Annotated in this window: 10 protein-coding genes; 2 read left to right on the top strand and 8 right to left on the bottom strand. The window is 47.3% G+C overall.

All coding sequences use genetic code 11. From position 1 onward, the window contains the following. Positions 1-29 precede the first annotated feature (29 nt). Positions 30-1,295: a divalent metal cation transporter gene (locus ATB76_RS22710; protein ID WP_038864533.1), complete on the top strand. Its 1,266-nt coding sequence runs from the start codon at positions 30-32 to the stop codon at positions 1,293-1,295. Between the two features lie 97 nt (positions 1,296-1,392). On the opposite strand, the gene rapA is transcribed toward ATB76_RS22710, so the two are convergent. Continuing rightward, a complete protein-coding gene (rapA, locus tag ATB76_RS22705; protein ID WP_061036144.1) occupies positions 1,393-4,302 on the bottom strand; it encodes an RNA polymerase-associated protein RapA in 2,910 nt (969 codons plus the stop codon). Between the two features lie 536 nt (positions 4,303-4,838). Here rapA and ATB76_RS22700 point away from each other — a divergent pair. After that, positions 4,839-6,215 (top strand): PhoH family protein, encoded by a 1,377-nt coding sequence (locus ATB76_RS22700; RefSeq protein WP_038879704.1) that lies wholly within the window; start codon positions 4,839-4,841, stop codon positions 6,213-6,215. Positions 6,216-6,285: 70 nt separating this feature from the next. Here the strand turns inward: ATB76_RS22700 and tldD are convergent, their stop codons facing one another. The 7 genes from tldD to mreC are packed head-to-tail and all read right to left on the bottom strand — an operon-like array spanning position 6,286 to position 15,924. Beyond that, on the bottom strand, positions 6,286-7,731 hold the full coding sequence (gene tldD, locus ATB76_RS22695; RefSeq protein ID WP_061036143.1) for a metalloprotease TldD: 1,446 nt from the start codon (positions 7,729-7,731) through the stop codon (positions 6,286-6,288). A gap of 11 nt (positions 7,732-7,742) precedes the next feature. Beyond that, positions 7,743-8,564 carry a carbon-nitrogen hydrolase family protein gene (locus ATB76_RS22690; RefSeq protein ID WP_061036142.1) on the bottom strand — a complete coding sequence of 274 codons (822 nt, stop codon included), beginning with the start codon at positions 8,562-8,564 and terminating at the stop codon, positions 7,743-7,745. A gap of 39 nt (positions 8,565-8,603) precedes the next feature. Beyond that, entirely contained in the window at positions 8,604-12,482 is a 3,879-nt protein-coding gene (locus ATB76_RS22685; RefSeq protein WP_061036141.1) for a YhdP family protein, read from the bottom strand. An 11-nt stretch (positions 12,483-12,493) separates the two neighbouring features. After that, complete coding sequence (rng, locus tag ATB76_RS22680; protein WP_039975690.1) at positions 12,494-13,963, bottom strand: ribonuclease G; 1,470 nt, start codon at positions 13,961-13,963, stop codon at positions 12,494-12,496. A gap of 18 nt (positions 13,964-13,981) precedes the next feature. Beyond that, positions 13,982-14,551: a Maf family protein gene (locus ATB76_RS22675; RefSeq protein WP_045408573.1), complete on the bottom strand. Its 570-nt coding sequence runs from the start codon at positions 14,549-14,551 to the stop codon at positions 13,982-13,984. Positions 14,552-14,555: 4 nt separating this feature from the next. Then, the gene (gene mreD / locus ATB76_RS22670) at positions 14,556-15,044 is read right to left on the bottom strand and encodes a rod shape-determining protein MreD (protein WP_038864551.1); all 489 of its coding nucleotides are present in this window, start codon (positions 15,042-15,044) and stop codon (positions 14,556-14,558) included. Further along, positions 15,034-15,924: a rod shape-determining protein MreC gene (mreC, locus tag ATB76_RS22665; protein ID WP_038864553.1), complete on the bottom strand. Its 891-nt coding sequence runs from the start codon at positions 15,922-15,924 to the stop codon at positions 15,034-15,036. The genes mreD and mreC overlap by 11 nt, the downstream gene beginning before the upstream one ends. Between the last annotated feature and the right edge of the window lie 128 nt (positions 15,925-16,052).

Raw genomic sequence — 16,052 nt, 5'->3', positions numbered from 1 at the left:
ACTAGTTGACACAAAAAGGACAATAATAAATGGAATCCGCAGTATCCGATCAACCCCAATCCAAAGTCTCGCAATTCTTCCGCTCTCTTGGCCCTGGTATTCTCATGGCCTCTGCCGCCGTCGGTGGTTCTCACCTTGTTGCATCCACCAAAGCTGGGGCTATCTACGGCTGGCAACTTGCGGCGCTCATCCTGCTGGTAAACCTTTTTAAATACCCATTCTTCCGAGCAGGCGTGCAGTACACCATGGGCACTGGTAAAACGTTGGTTGAAGGCTATGCCAAACTTGGTCGCCCATACTTGTGGTTGTTCTTATTCCTCAGTTCCGTTTCTGCGGTCATCAACACAGCAGCACTGTTGATGTTCAGCGCGAGCTTGTTGGGCTATTTCATTCCATTTTCTTTGTCGATGGCATCACTCAGTGTCATTGTTTTGGTGACATGTTTAGTGATTTTATTCGCCGGCCACTACAAAGCACTGGATACACTTTCAAAAGTCATTATGACGGTCCTAACGATAGCGACGCTACTTGCGGTTGCGATAGCGTTTGGAAACCCTGTAGAGCCTGTTGCGAACTTTGAATCCCCTTCTCCGTGGTCAATTGCTGCCATCGGCTTTATCGTTGTGACCATGGGCTGGATGCCTGCTCCAATCGAGATCTCTTGTTTAACGTCTGCGTGGCTAAAGCGCCAAACTAGCCAACAAGAAGTTACGGCAAAATCTGCCTTGTTTGATTTCAACGTCGGCTACATTGGCACTGCGGTATTGGCTTTGGTGTTTGTATCACTAGGTGCGTTGATGCTGCACGGTTCAGGTATTGAGCTTAAGAGCTCCGGCGTAGGCTTCTCCCATCAGCTTGTTGGCTTGTACGCCTCAACCATTGGTGAATGGTCACGTTACCTGATTGCTGTGATTGCATTCTTTTGTATCTTCGGCAGCACCATTACGGTAATTGACGGCTACTCGCGTGTGATTTCAGACTCTCAACGGTTGCTGCGTTCACAACCAGAAACCGATCCAAAAGCGACGTCGGCCATCATGCTTATTGTTTCTCTATGTGCTTTAGGTATCGTTGTTTTCTGGGCTTCAGCACTATTACCGATGTTGAACTTTGCCATGGTATTGGCGTTTATGACGACGCCATTCTTCGCGCTTTTAAACTATATTCTAGTGAGTAAAACCGACTTGCCTAAACCATTGGCGCTGGGTCGTAAATTGAAGTGGTTGTCGATTGCTGGTTTGATTTACTTATTCGGCTTCTTAGCGCTATTCATTTGGTGGAAGTGGTTGATGTAATCAGCTGCGAGCAATCAACTGAGCTTATGAGATAAAAAGCTCAGATAAAGAAAAAGGTCTTCAATTGAAGACCTTTTTTCGTTTGTATGGACGCTGATTAGTTGTGGCTGACGACAATTAAACGTAGCGAATCTAGCTGAACCTGAGCTTGGTTGATATAGCCTGTTAGCTCTTTGATTTGTTCTTCAATCACTTCAATTTCTTCGTCACGGATGTTCGGGTTAACCGCTTTCAGTGCTTGTAGGCGCTCAAGCTCTGCATTCAAGCTTTGTTGCATGTCTTGCTGTGCTTGCTTGCGAATCTCTTCCACTTTCTGCTCAACCAATGCGTCACCCGCTTCGATGAGGCTGTGGATGTCTTTCTGTACTGATGTCACTAGCTTGCTGCCTAGGTGACGGTTTACTGGGCTAAGCTGACGGTTGAAACCTTCAAACTCAACCTGAGAAGACAGATCATTACCACGACCGTCCATCATCATGCGGATTGGCGTCTTCGGTAGGAAACGCGTAATACCGCTGCGTTTTGGTGCTTGCGCATCCACCGCGTAAACCAACTCAAGCAAGATAGTGCCCACTGGTAGCGCTTTGTTCTTCAGCAAAGAAACCGCTGACGTACCCACACCTTCGCTCATCAGCAGATCGATACCGCCTTGAATCATTGGGTGTTCCCAACTGATGAAGTGCATGTCTTCGCGAGACAGCGCGGTATCGCGGTCAAACGTGATTGTCGCGCCTTCGTATGGCAAGCCTGGGTAGCTTGGCACCATCATGTGCTCAGATGGAGTTACAATCAGTGCGTTTTCACCCTTGTCGTCTTGGTTCAGACCGATGGTATCGAACAGAGACAACGCGAATGTCACTAGGTTTGTGTCGCCATCCGTCGATGCGATTTTCTCAACGATTTGCTGCGCTTTGTCGCCGCCGTTTGAGTGTATTTCTAGCAGGCGGTCACGACCTTGCTCAAGTTGTGATTTCAGCTCTTTGTTCATCTTCGCTGATTCTTCAATCACTTCATCAAGGCTTGAAACATCACCAGATGCCAGCATTTCAATCAGTGCATCAGAGTACTTATCGTAAACCGCGCGACCTGTTGGACACGTTTCAGCAAACGCGTTCAGACCTTCATCGAACCAACGCGCAAGGATCGCTTGTGAAGTACCTTTTAGGTAAGGTACGTGGATGTCGATATCACGCTTCTGACCGATACGGTCCAGACGGCCAATACGTTGCTCTAACAAGTCTGGGTTGAATGGCAAATCGAACATCACAAGCTGGTTAGCAAACTGGAAGTTACGACCTTCTGAGCCGATTTCGCTACAGATAAGAACCTGCGCGCCTCCCTCTTCTTGTGCGAAGTAAGCCGCTGCTTTGTCACGCTCAAGAATCGACATGCCTTCGTGGAATACGGTTGCACGAATACCTTCACGCTCACGCAATGCTTGCTCAAGTTGCAACGCAGTGCTTGCACGAGAAGCAATAACCAATACTTTATCGCTGCGCTTCTCTTTTACTTTTTCAAGTAACCAGTTCACACGTGAGTCGAACTGCCACCAGCTTGAATCTTCGCCTTCAAATTCTTGGAAGATTTCTTCTGGGTAAAGGTTCTTCACCGCGCGCGCTTCTGGTGTCATCTTGCCACCGATCATACCTGATACACGCATTGATGTGGTGTACTGCTGCGGAATATCCATTGGCATGAGATGCACGTTACGCTTCGGGAAACCTTTGATTGCAGCACGTGTGTTACGGAACAGCACTCGACCTGTACCGTGACGGTCCATCAGGTTGTCGATCAGTTCTTGGCGTGCTGACGCTTTCGCTTCTTCATCACTGTCGCTTTCGATAATACGGAATAGCGGCTCAACGTCCTGCTCAGAAAGCAGTTCTGTAATTTGGTTTTTCGCTTCGTCTGGCAGTTTCTCACCAGAGAATAGCGACGTGATAGCATCCGCAACAGGTGCGTATTGCTCTTCTTCTTCAACAAACGCTTCATAATCGTAGAAACGATCTGGATCTAGAAGACGTAGACGAGCGAAGTGGCTCTCACGACCTAGCTGCTCTGGCGTTGCGGTAAGCAGTAACACACCCGCTGTGCGTTCTGCCAAGCCTTCTACCACTTGGTATTCGCGGCTTGGTTTGTCTTGGCTCCACTCTAGATGGTGCGCCTCATCGACAACCAATAGATCCCACTCACCTTCTAGCGCTTGTTCAAAACGCTTACGGCTCTTACGTAGGAAATCCAGTGAACACAGTACGTATTGCTGCGTATCAAATGGGTTTTCTGCTTCTGCAAAAGCTTCAATACAACGCTCTTCATCGAAGATAGAGAAGTGCAGGTTGAAACGACGCATCATCTCAACGAGCCACTGGTGTTGCAGTGTCTCTGGTACCACGATAAGAATACGCTCGGCACGACCCGCCAGTACTTGCTGGTGGATGATCATGCCCGCTTCGATGGTTTTACCCAGACCAACTTCATCCGCTAGCAATACGCGAGGCGCGTGACGACGACCGACTTCGTGCGCGATGTAAAGCTGGTGAGGGATCAAGCCTGCACGCATGCCACACAGACCACGCATTGGGCTCTTGTGTTGCTCAAATTGGTTTTGTAGCGCACGGTAGCGAAGTACAAAGTTGTCCATGCGATCGATTTGACCTGCGTACAACTTGTCTTGCGGCTTGTTAAAACGAATGTGGTTGCTTAGGAAGATTTCACGCAACACGATCGCCGTTTCTTGCGTGTCTTCACGAGTACCGAAATAGGTGTATAAACCTTCATCTTCCAGTACTTCTTCAACTTTTAATGACCAACCTTCTTGGCAATCGATGACATCACCGACGTTGAACGTTACTCGGGTAACTGGTGCATCGTTACGTGCGTAAACTCGGTTTTCCTCTGATGCTGCAAACATCAATGTCACAGTACGAGCATCCATTGCCACTACGGTACCTAAACCTAAATCGCTTTCCGTATCGCTAATCCAGCGCTGCCCCAAAGCAAATGTCATGAATTGACTACCTCGCTGTTGTTTCTTGTTGGTCTCTACCCATCCCGATGGGCATGGATATTAGTTTAGATCTGATTCTGGCTTCTGCTATGCCAATCGTGCTTGTCATGCCACTTTGTGCTGTGCATTTTTAAGCCAGCTGAACATGATAAATCGGACGTAGCCTATACGCAGAAAAAGGTCGCTAATCTTACTTGAAGCTGTGATTTAGGTCACGTCGAAACCGCCCAGAGGGCAAACTTTTTTTCCTGAATTAGGAATGCAATCAAATTGTAAAAAACTCATGACAATTATTAAGTTGTAAGAAGTAAATTTTACGTATACTTCTATTGAGGGGCGCTTAGAGTCATCGTGCATGATTTGAGCGCATTAAGTACACGATTAGGATCAACACGGGTTTGCAGTAAGTTGTCTTGCTACTCGGTTGCGCACTAACCGACATTGCCCGACAACCTCTATTGCAAGCAATCAGAGTTAGGAAGTCTGTTCCTTCTTAACTACTAGCCAGCAAAGCCGCGCTGCGGCAAGGAGACGCTATGGGCGATACCGATCGGAAACTGTTTGTACTCGATACCAACATTCTTCTTCATGAACCCTTCGCCATCTTCTCTTTCCAAGAACACGATGTCGTCATCCCTATGACTGTGTTGGAAGAACTCGATCGAATCAAAGACAGCAAACGTGATGTTGCACGAGATGCACGCGTTGCGATTCGCGCTTTGGAGGATTTATTTAGAGAAGCCACGCCAGATGAAATCTCAGAAGGCATTCCCGTTTCTAAAGACAACCCAAGCCAAGGCACCATCTCTATTTTGGCGGACTTCGAATTGCAGGAAACCGTCAAAGCCTTCGCCGACAAAGCCGGTGATAACCGCATACTCAATGCGGTGCTTTATCTGCAAAACAAACGCGCACCACGCGAAGTTGTGCTCGTAACCAAAGACATCAACATGCGTTTGCGAGCCAAAGGTGCTGGCGTACGTTTCGTTGAAGACTATCGTACGGATCAGCTGATTGATGACATCCAATACCTCACCAAAGGCTTTCAACAGCGTGAAGGCGAATTTTGGAGTGGTGTGGATGAGGTGGAAAGCTACGCGCTGGGTGGAAAAACATTCCATAAACTCAGCCGCGAACCGTTCGACCCGACCTTTATTAATCAATACGTGATTGATGAAGAGAGTGATTTTGTAGGTCGAGTAGAGACCATCAATGAGGATAAGCTCACCTTGCTCGACCTCAGCCGTGAGCGCATGATGCATCGCCGCGCTTGGGACATTACACCGAAAAATATCTATCAAGGCATGGCGATGGATGCCCTGCTCGATCCAGATATTGACTTGGTGATTCTGACTGGTGCCGCCGGTAGTGGTAAGACACTGCTCGCCATGGCAGCTGCATTGGAACAAACCATTGAAAAAGGCATGTTCGATAAGATCATCGTGACGCGTAACACGCCAGACATTGGTGAGTCGATTGGTTTCTTACCGGGATCGGAAGAAGAGAAAATGATGCCTTGGTTAGCAGCGGTAACCGATACCTTGGAAGCGCTGCACAAGAACGACCATTGCACCGAAGGCTCGATGAAGTACATCTGTGATAAAGCCAACATTCAGTTTAAGTCGATTAACTTTATGCGTGGCCGCTCTATCCAGAACGCCTTTGTCCTGCTCGATGAGTGTCAGAACTTAACCGCTTCACAAATCAAAACCATCATCACCCGTTGTGGTGAAGGCACTAAGATTGTGTGTTCCGGTAACTTGGCACAGATTGACTCTCACTACCTAACCCCAGTGACGTCTGGTTTGACGTATATGGTTGAACGTTTCAAGAACTTTGAAGGCAGCGCCAATATTCACCTCAATGGTGTAGTGCGAAGTCGCTTAGCAGAGTTTGCGGAAGAGAACCTATAGCGAATCATCTCCCCCTAAAACCAAAAGAGCGCTCAATGAGCGCTCTTTTTAATCCTGTTTCAGATGAAGTTTATTCAGTACCACCAACGGTGATGGAATCAAGCTTCAATGTAGGCTGACCAACGCCAACCGGCACACTTTGACCCGCCTTACCACACACACCAACACCTCTGTCGATGCTTAGGTCGTTACCAACCATAGAGACTTGCTGCATCGCTTCAATACCGGAACCGATGAGCGTTGCGCCTTTCACTGGGCGAGTGATTTTACCATCTTCAATCAAGTACGCTTCCGATGCAGAGAATACGAACTTACCAGAAGTGATATCCACCTGACCGCCACCGAAGTTTGGTGCGTACAGACCTTTCTTCACCGTAGAGATGATCTCTTCTGGTGTGTGCTCACCCGGTAGCATGTAAGTGTTAGTCATACGTGGCATTGGTAGATGCGCGTAAGACTCACGGCGACCGTTACCTGTAGGGTTTACACTCATTAGACGTGCGTTTAGCTTGTCTTGCATGTAGCCTTTTAGAACGCCATTTTCGATAAGCGTGTTGTACTGACCGTTCACACCTTCATCATCGACGTTCAATGAGCCGCGTAGGTCTTTCAACGTGCCATCATCCACGATAGTACAAAGTGGAGACGTCACCTGCTCACCCATCTTGCCAGAGAACACTGATGACTCTTTGCGGTTGAAGTCACCTTCTAAACCGTGACCTACCGCTTCGTGCAGCAATACGCCCGGCCAGCCAGAACCAAGTACCACAGGCATCATACCTGCAGGTGCCGCTTCTGCTTCTAGATTCACTAGCGCCATACGAATCGCTTCATCAGCGAATTGGAAGGCTTGTTTCACGCCGTTTATTTCAGACAGGAAGAAGTCGTAACCGAAGCGACCACCACCACCAGCACTGCCGCGTTCACGACGATCGCCTTTTTCAGCAAGAACACTGATTGAAAGACGAACAAGCGGGCGAATATCACCAGCGTAAGTACCGTCGGTTGCAGCAACCAACATTTGCTCATGGACACCACTGATGCTGATCGACACTTCTTTGATCATTGGCTCTTTGGTACGAATGTACGCATCTAGAGACAACAACAGTTCGGTTTTTTGTTGCTTTTCCCAGCTTGCTAATGGGTTTACCGCATCATAGTAAGCTTGGTTATCAGAACGTTTGAATGCGTGCACTTTGCCATTTTGGCCTTGCTGCGCAATACCACGCGCGGCAATCGCACTTTGCTTCAAACCGTCTAGTTGAATTTGGTCTGAATAGGCGAAACCGGTTTTCTCGCCTGTGACTGCTCGTACACCGACACCACAGTCAATATTGAAAGAGCCATCTTTAATGATGCTGTCTTCTAGAACCAGAGACTCGTGCCAGCTGGACTGAAAGTAAATGTCCGCATAATCGATCTGGCGCGTCGCAATGCTCGCTAGTGTGTCAGCGATGTCTTGCTCTGTCAGACCGTTTGGGGCAAGGAGTGCCTGTTCTATTTGGTTTATGCTCATAGTTAGCTCTTTTATTTCCGTTTCAATTCATTTTGAAAGCGACTGTGTTGAGTCAGCGGCATATTCTGCCTTACTTGCTGGTTGTGTGACAAATCTATCTCTGCCACCAGCAGTCCTACTTGGTCATTCAATTGTTGGTGAACGCGCCCCCAAGGGTCAATCACCATAGAATGCCCCCAAGTTTGGCGACCACATGGATGTGTCCCCGTTTGCCCGCAGGCTAGAATCCAACATTGGGTTTCAATCGCTCGCGCTCTTAGCAGTACTTCCCAATGCGCTTGCCCTGTCACCGCGGTAAACGCAGCGGGTACCACAATAACTTGCGCTCCTGCTAAGCGTAGCGCTTTAAACAATTCAGGAAAGCGTACGTCGTAGCAAATACTTAAGCCTACCGTACCAATATTGGTCTCTGCGGTCACGATGCGATTGCCAGCGGTAAAAGTATCCGACTCACGATAACTGCCGTGCCCGTCAGCGACATCCACGTCAAACATATGCAGCTTATCGTAGTGAGCAATGCACTCGCCTTGCGGTGAGAAAACCAATGTCGTGGTAGTCACACTTTGTTCAGTGCGAATCGGCATACTGCCCACGATTAAAGTCAGTTGGTTATCTTTTGCGATCTCAGATAAGCGCAGCTGAATAGGACCGTCACCCAAAGTTTCTGCGCTCTGGTGATATACTTCTCGGTTGGCAAACTGCATGGCGTTTTCTGGTGTCACAACCAGCTTCACACCTTGCTCAGCAGCCAATGCACATTGCTTGGCAATGAAATCCAGATTCTCCTCGATATCTGGACCCGATGTCATTTGAATGATGCCAACACATTCCATTTATTCAATTCCTTGTTCGTCAGAAGACTGACCGCGTAATTACTTCGCTTGCTCACGCAGTTTTTCTGGCAACTTATATTCACCTTTGCTTCGTGAAATCTCTTTTACGGTAGGTGAATCCAGAGGACCTTTCACTTCGTAGTTTACCTGTGTGAAGACTTCCACCACAGGAGAGATAACGGTCGAAATCGCCAATACATACAGCGCGGTTTGAGGTGCCACTGCAAAGGCGGTCAGCATTGGAATACCCGAAGTGATGTCTGGTGTGAAGTTCACTTCCGCATCTACCAAGCGCGTGTTCATGTCAGCAATACCGCGAATCTTCATCTCTCCAGCTAATGCATCCATCACGATATCGTTGGTGATAAACACGCCATCTTGGATCTTGCCTGTCCCCGTGATTGAGTTGAATGCCATCCCTTTATCGAATACGTCAGTAAAGTCGAGCTGCATCTTACGAATGATAGAATCGAGACTAAAAAGCCCCAGCAATCGCGCTGCACCACTGACTTCAGTGATCACACCTTTACCAAACTCAGTAGACACATCACCTTGCAAGCTTTGTGTCTTCATCGACCAAGGTGCGCCATCCCAATCTAGGTTGGCATTAATTTCAAACGGCGCTTGTTGGATACCGGAAGTAATCCCAAATCGCTCCATCAAGTCACTGTTGTTTTCACCCTTCACTTTCATGGTCAGGTTTGAATGACTTCGCTCTTTCGTCAGTTCCCACCATCCGCTCATGTCGACACGGTTTTGACCACTACTGAAGTTAACATTTTTCCATTCGAGGCGGTTGTTAGCACGCTCGACGTCCACATTTACCTTACCGACCTTGTAACCTTGCAACCAAAAATCATCAATGCTCAAGGTTAAGTTTGGCATCTCTGTATGGAACTTGCGGTCAAAGTTTGAGATGAGCGGCGCGGCTTGGTCTTCACTGGCAAACAGAGAACTGCGTTCTTTGGTCATCTCATCAAAGCCAGGAATATACAAATGCAAATGATCTAAAGAGACAGATAAGTCAGAAGGTTTGAGGTAATTTGCTTTGCCCTTCACCTCTTGGCTGTCTACTTCTAATTGCCAACTCGAGTTCTTTTTACGTGCATTCAAATCCACATCATGGAACTCAATTCCACCAAGCTCTAAGTTCTGCACATCCATGTTAATGCGCGTCGGCAGTGGAATGGTTGGCGTCTTCATGCTCGATAGTACAGATTGAGTTTTGCTTTGCGGCACATGCATGAGATCAGCCCAACGATCTAAGCTCAGGTCATCCAAACGAATCGAAGCATTGTGTCCAACGACTGGGCTAATTTTAAAACCACCATTACCTAAAACCAGATGCGTTGCCGTCAACTCCGGCACATCTCCTGAAATATCAATTTCAGTTTGGTATTTCGCATTTGGTATTTCTAAACGAGCAGAGATACTTTCTTGGTTGCCCGATGCTTGAAGTTTAGCTTGCCCTTTTTCGCCGCGCTTTTTCGCTAACGGGTAAGGGTAATCACTCACAAGCTGACTAAGCTGCGCCAAAACGTCTACCTGATACGTAAAGCCTACGTCATTGAGTTGCAAGTCGATGTCCATTTGCCAAGGCGCATGACCAGAAACGAGGCTCAACCAGCGCTCACCAAGATAAGGCTTAAGTGGGCCGACTTCCCAATCACCTAAGGTGTTGATGGTCACGTTGTAGCCTTGTTCGGCATTCTCACCACGAAAATCAAGTGAAATAGGCTGTTTCAACAGTTCAGCTGACAAGCCAGAAGTGGTCACAACGTCGTTATCAAACTTGATACGGCCCGTCGCGTTTTCTAACGTCATCGGCGGCGCATCAATATCAACACGGTTGTTTTTAAGATCGGCGTAACCCCAAGCACGCGCGTCTTTCTCGGAGTCAAATGGGATATTGAGTTGGAACTCTGAATAAACAGGACCACTCACTTGCAATGCCGTCAAAGCCGCACCAACTGAATCGACGAGAGGGGTTGCCATCATGTAATCACGAACTTCATTGCCCGGCGCACTAGCCTTGGCTTCGATTTCGATGTGACCGCCTTCAGCAAGCTCAGGAATACGTCCTGTAATTCGCTTAGCTTTGACACCATTTAACGTCGCAGACTTCGAGTCCAAATACATGGCATCGTTTTCGAACAGCAAATCTAACTGTAGATTGGTGATGGTTGGCCACGCCGTGTCAAAACTGAATTTCGCATTCTTCAATCCAACCCAAGCTTGGAACATACCGTTGTGTTCTTTGTATGGAAAATCACCAAGTTCACCATACCAAAGCAGTTTTGCGGTATTGACCTTACCACCTTGAATCGCGGTAGATAGGTAGTCAGTGAGATCTTGCCCAAGCGCTAAAGTCGGAAGGTAGCGCCAAGTTTCACCCGCGTTGTAGAGGTCAGCTTCGGCATAAAACGATAGGAATGGGCTTTGATCTTTCGGGAAATCAAGACGGAACGCGCCAAGTACCTGTAAGTCAGGTGTCGCTGCAGTCACTTTATCTGACCACAAACGCCAACCGCTCTCGTCTTGCTGCCAAATAATGTCCACCTGACCTTGTTTGATATTCAATGGCGCTTGGAAAACATCACCGTATGGGAAAACATCATCAATCACGGTAACTTTGGCTTTCGCCTGATTTAAGTCACCAGCTACAGTACCTTGCACGTGGTTAAAGCCCGGCAATAACTCCCATTGGGTTAAGCCTAATTGGTCTAGCTCGGCAGAGTAGCGCAGGGTATCAAGCCCACCGCTCATTGAAAGACGAATGTCTTCCACTCGTCCTTTGGGTGCGAGTTTGTTAAGCAATTCACTCGTGGATTCCGACTCTGGCGCTAACTTGATTAATGGCGTCAATGCTTCAATATCAAGTTGAGACAGATTAAGTAACCAACCATCCGGCTGCCAATCAAACGCGACGTCTAACTCTGGCCAAGGTCGGTCATCAGTGCGGATTTGCAGTGAGTGACCATTTACTTTCCAACCATCTTTGTCTGGGGAAAGCTTAAAAATGCCTGATTCAAGCAATAAGTCATGACGACCATTTTCATTCCAAACCAGCTCAGATGGCTGCAATTCAACATAGGCATAATTCGGCTGGCTGTGTTTTAGAGTGAGCCATGTATTCAGGCTCACCTTGCCCGACTCCACACCTGATTCATCACGCATGTAAGTGGTTAACCAAGGTGTGACAGAGAGGTCTTGCGCACTCACATAGAATTCGCCTGAAACATCGCGCAGCGAACCATAATCTTTGAAGTTGGCACGCACTAACAAAGCATTCAAACTCGCATCCGCAATGCTTACGGTTCCTTCTGCTAAATGGTGCTTGCCATCGTTACTCCAACGAAGCTGCTCTATATCTAAGCGGCGCGTTTCGCCAGAGACCGATTTGTACCAAATGCGCGAGTCCGTAATGGTAAAATCTTCAAATTGACGTAACAGCAATGAATCGAGTTGGTCGATCAAGTTGCTTTCATTTTTACTGGCATTCGCTTGCGGTTCTTTGCCTTCTGATTTGGACAGAAGATCGACGGTACGAATATCTAAAGCCAAGTCGTCGATTGTCAAATCTGCGACCACAGGTCGAAACTTGAAAATCGATTGGATCAAATCAAATTCGATATGAATTTCATCAACGGCAAAACGTGCGTCTTGGTTATTCGGCAAATTCGCCTCTAAACCTTGCAACGAAATCGAGGGGTGGCTATTACGCCAAGAACCAGCAACGCTGGTGATAGAAAAGTCAAAACCTGTGCCTTGCTTGACCCAGGTTTTGATCTCATCTTGGAAGTGGTTAAGTTGTGGCAATGCTACGCGCAGGGTAGTTACTAGTATGGCTAAAAGAACCAACAGAGTAACCAAGCTCCACGCGCAGAAGCGCCCGAAACGGTTAAAACCAGAATTCACAAATTTTCCAATTACATCATCACGACGTCAAACTGCTCCTGAATGTACAGGTGTTCAGCTTGAATACGAACTTGCTTACCAATAAATACTTCGAGTTCAGCGAGCGCATGGGACTCATCGCCCAACAGCGTTTCCGCGACAAATGGCGATGCGTAAACAACAAAGTTGTCCGCATCATAAGCACGGTTCACTCGGGTGATTTCACGCAGAATCTCGTAACACACGGTTTCGACAGTCTTCACGCTGCCACGACCTTCACAAGTAGGACAGCTAGAACACAAGATATGTTCAATACTTTCACGCGTACGCTTACGTGTCATCTCTACTAACCCTAGTTGAGTAAAGCCATTGATGTTAGTTTTCACACGGTCTTTTGAAAGAGCACCTTCTAAAGAGGTAAGTACACGCTTACGGTGTTCATCCGATGCCATATCGATAAAGTCGATAATGATGATACCACCAAGGTTGCGCAGACGAAGTTGACGTGCGATTGCTTGTGTCGCTTCAACGTTCGTATTGAAGATGGTTTCTTCTAGATTGCGACGACCAACAAACGCGCCAGTATTGATGTCGACAGTAGTCATAGCTTCGGTTTGATCGATGATCAGGTAGCCACCAGATTTAAGCTCAACTTTGCGTTCCAGAGAGCGTTGGATTTCGTTCTCTGTGTCGTACATATCGAAGATTGGCTTATCACCTTCATACAGCTCAAGCTTATCAGTCAACTCTGGCACATATTCAGACGTAAACTCTTTCAGGTTCTCGTATTCAAGGCGAGAGTCGACCATGATTTTGTCAAGCTCAGTGCCAACAAAATCACGCAAGATACGCTGTGCTAAACCTAGCTCACCGTACAAGGTAGAACGAGTTTTGTACTTAGAGCGACGCTCCATGACTTTCTGCCATAAACGCTTCAAAAATGCCGCATCTTGAGAAAGCTCTTTCTCATCGGCGCCTTCTGCCGCAGTACGAATGATAAAGCCACCGTGCTCATCACAGTAGTGATTAACCACTTTCTTCAAACGCTCACGCTCTGTTTCACTCTCAATACGCTGAGACACACCAACGTGGCTCGCTCCCGGCATAAAGACAAGGTAACGAGAAGGAAGAGTGATGTCAGTTGTCAGACGTGCGCCTTTGGTACCAAGTGGATCTTTCACCACTTGTACAACGATATCTTGGCCTTGGCGAACCAACTCAGAGATATCACGTACTTGGAATTGTTGTTTTTCGTTCTCTGCGACACATTCCGTGTGAGGAACGATGTCTGACGCGTGCAAAAATGCCGCTTTATCCAGACCAATATCGACAAACGCCGCTTGCATGCCTGGCAATACACGGCTTACTTTGCCTTTGTAAATATTGCCAACAATGCCACGGCGTGATTCTCGTTCTATATGAACTTCTTGTAGTACTCCACCTTCAATCATGGCCACGCGAGTTTCACTCGGGGTCACGTTTAGCAGCAATTCTGCACTCATGTGCACACCTCAAAACAATTATAAAAATTCTTGAATTAGCTGATCGGTTTCGAACAAAGGTAAGCCTACTACGGCGTGATAACTGCCTTCGATTCGGGTGACGAAACGCCCTCCGAGTCCTTGAATACCATAACTTCCAGCTTTATCGCATGGTTCACCTGACTGCCAGTATCGTTCTATTTCTTCATGAGCCAGTGGTTTGAACCACACGTCAGTGATAACAACCACTGAGTGTTGTTGTTCTGATGATACGACGCTCACAGCGGTCATCACTTGGTGCTGACGACCCGATAAGTTACTGAGCATACGTTTTGAATCTTCAAAACTTTTTGGTTTTTCTAGTACTTGGTTATCGCATACCACTACGGTATCAGAGCCCAATATAACGGAATCAGGCTTAGCCATCGCTAAGCCTGCTTGAGCTTTTTCCAGAGAGAGTCGCAAAACGTAGTCTTGTGCTTGCTCGTGATCTTGTTTGGCCTCCTCTATATCAGGAAGCACAATATCAAAATCATAACCTAACTGAGCAAGCAGCTCTTTTCTTCTCGGAGAACCCGATGCGAGAACGAGGGATAAGCCCTTTTTCACAACGTTACCTTACGTGCCATGCGCGACGGACGCGTCGCATCAGTAAAAACATCCATGGCCAAAGTATACAGTTTATTGCCGCAGTCCACAGAGATAATGGATTAAATACTACGTCCTGGTTCAAATATTCCCCACAGAAGATGAGAAGTTCCAGTAGCACGGTAAAAAAGGCAATCAAAATAGATTGTTGCCACAATGCCATGTTACGGATTACCAAGAAATTGAGCGCCACTAGGTAGATAATGATCGACATCATCATCCCTCGGATCCCAAGCGTCGAACCAATCAAAATATCCCAAAGCAAACCTAAAACCAGAGCGGTACCAACATTGACACGGTGTGGCAATGCCAGCACCCAGTAACAGGTAACGAGGAACAGCCATGATGGACGCAGTAGATCCAAAACACCTGGCCACGGAATGGTTTGCAGGACTAGCGCGACGAAGAAGCTAACGCCGATGACCATTCGGCTTCTAAATACACTATTGGCCATCGGTTACCTCTTGTTCTGAACCTTCTTCTACATTCGACTGCAGTACTTTGTGTTGGCGGTCTTCATTCGGCCAAATCAATAGCAAGTAGCGCAGACGATCAAACTCAACCACAGGTTCCGCTTTGATTGATGCGAACTCTTGGCGAGTATCATGATCCACATTTGTAACAGTTGCGACAGGGTAGCCTTCTGGATAAATACCACCAAGACCCGATGTCACCAGCAAATCACCCACTTGAATATCGGTACTGGTTGGGATGTGCTCCAATTGGATTTCATCAACCTCACCATTACCTGATGCAATGACTCGAATATCGTTACGAATCACTTGGACTGGAATTGCGTTTTTCGCATCAGTGAGGAGAAGAACACGTGCGTTGTGCGCTGCAACAAACGTCACCTGACCAACAATACCTTTCTCATTGATAACAGGCTGACCGACGTAAACACCATCAATACGACCTTTATCGATCACCACTTGGTGGCGGTATGGCGATGTATCAACAGCCATGACCTCTGTCACGACTTTCTTCTCGTCACGGACGAATGAAGAGCCAAGCAGTTTACGTAAGCGTTGGTTTTCTTCTTTGTATTGATCGAGCAAGATAAGCTCGCTCTTCAGGCGAAGCACTTCTCGCTTCAAATTGCGATTGCCTTCAATCAATGCCTGACGGGTATTAAAACGCTCGAACATTCCATCAAACATGCTACGAGGCATATTGGCCGCGTACTGAATAGGCGCAACCATACTGTTCAATAGGTATCGGACGTTGGAAAACGTATCTAGACGGTTATCAGCCAGCATTAAGCTCGCCGACACGATGACAGCAAAAAACAGACGCAATTGCAGAGATGGTCCTCTGCCAAAAATCGGTTTCATCTTGTTTTTAACCTGATTGCTACCATGAATATAGAGCCTTACTTGGCAACCTGAGAATTCGACTTGAGACGATTCTAGGTATGGAGCAGATTGAAATTACAGAGAGCAGAAATGAAGGTGAAGCTCAT

The sequence above is a fragment of the Vibrio sp. MOR3 genome, from assembly GCF_001557775.1.
Classification (GTDB): Bacteria; Pseudomonadota; Gammaproteobacteria; order Enterobacterales; family Vibrionaceae; genus Vibrio; species Vibrio jasicida.
Note: the sequence above shows the minus strand (reverse complement) of the source record. Positions and strands in the feature narration are given on the sequence as shown.

Bases quoted from the DNA above. Each gene is read 5' to 3' on its own strand.
- ATB76_RS22710 (WP_038864533.1), top strand. From the start codon at position 30: ATGGAATCCGCAGTATCCGATCAACCCCAATCCAAAGTCTCGCAATTC.
- rapA (WP_061036144.1), bottom strand. From the start codon at position 4,302: ATGACATTTGCTTTGGGGCAGCGCTGGATTAGCGATACGGAAAGCGAT.
- ATB76_RS22700 (WP_038879704.1), top strand. From the start codon at position 4,839: ATGGGCGATACCGATCGGAAACTGTTTGTACTCGATACCAACATTCTT.
- tldD (WP_061036143.1), bottom strand. From the start codon at position 7,731: ATGAGCATAAACCAAATAGAACAGGCACTCCTTGCCCCAAACGGTCTG.
- ATB76_RS22690 (WP_061036142.1), bottom strand. From the start codon at position 8,564: ATGGAATGTGTTGGCATCATTCAAATGACATCGGGTCCAGATATCGAG.
- rng (WP_039975690.1), bottom strand. From the start codon at position 13,963: ATGAGTGCAGAATTGCTGCTAAACGTGACCCCGAGTGAAACTCGCGTG.
- mreD (WP_038864551.1), bottom strand. From the start codon at position 15,044: ATGGCCAATAGTGTATTTAGAAGCCGAATGGTCATCGGCGTTAGCTTC.
- mreC (WP_038864553.1), bottom strand. From the start codon at position 15,924: ATGAAACCGATTTTTGGCAGAGGACCATCTCTGCAATTGCGTCTGTTT.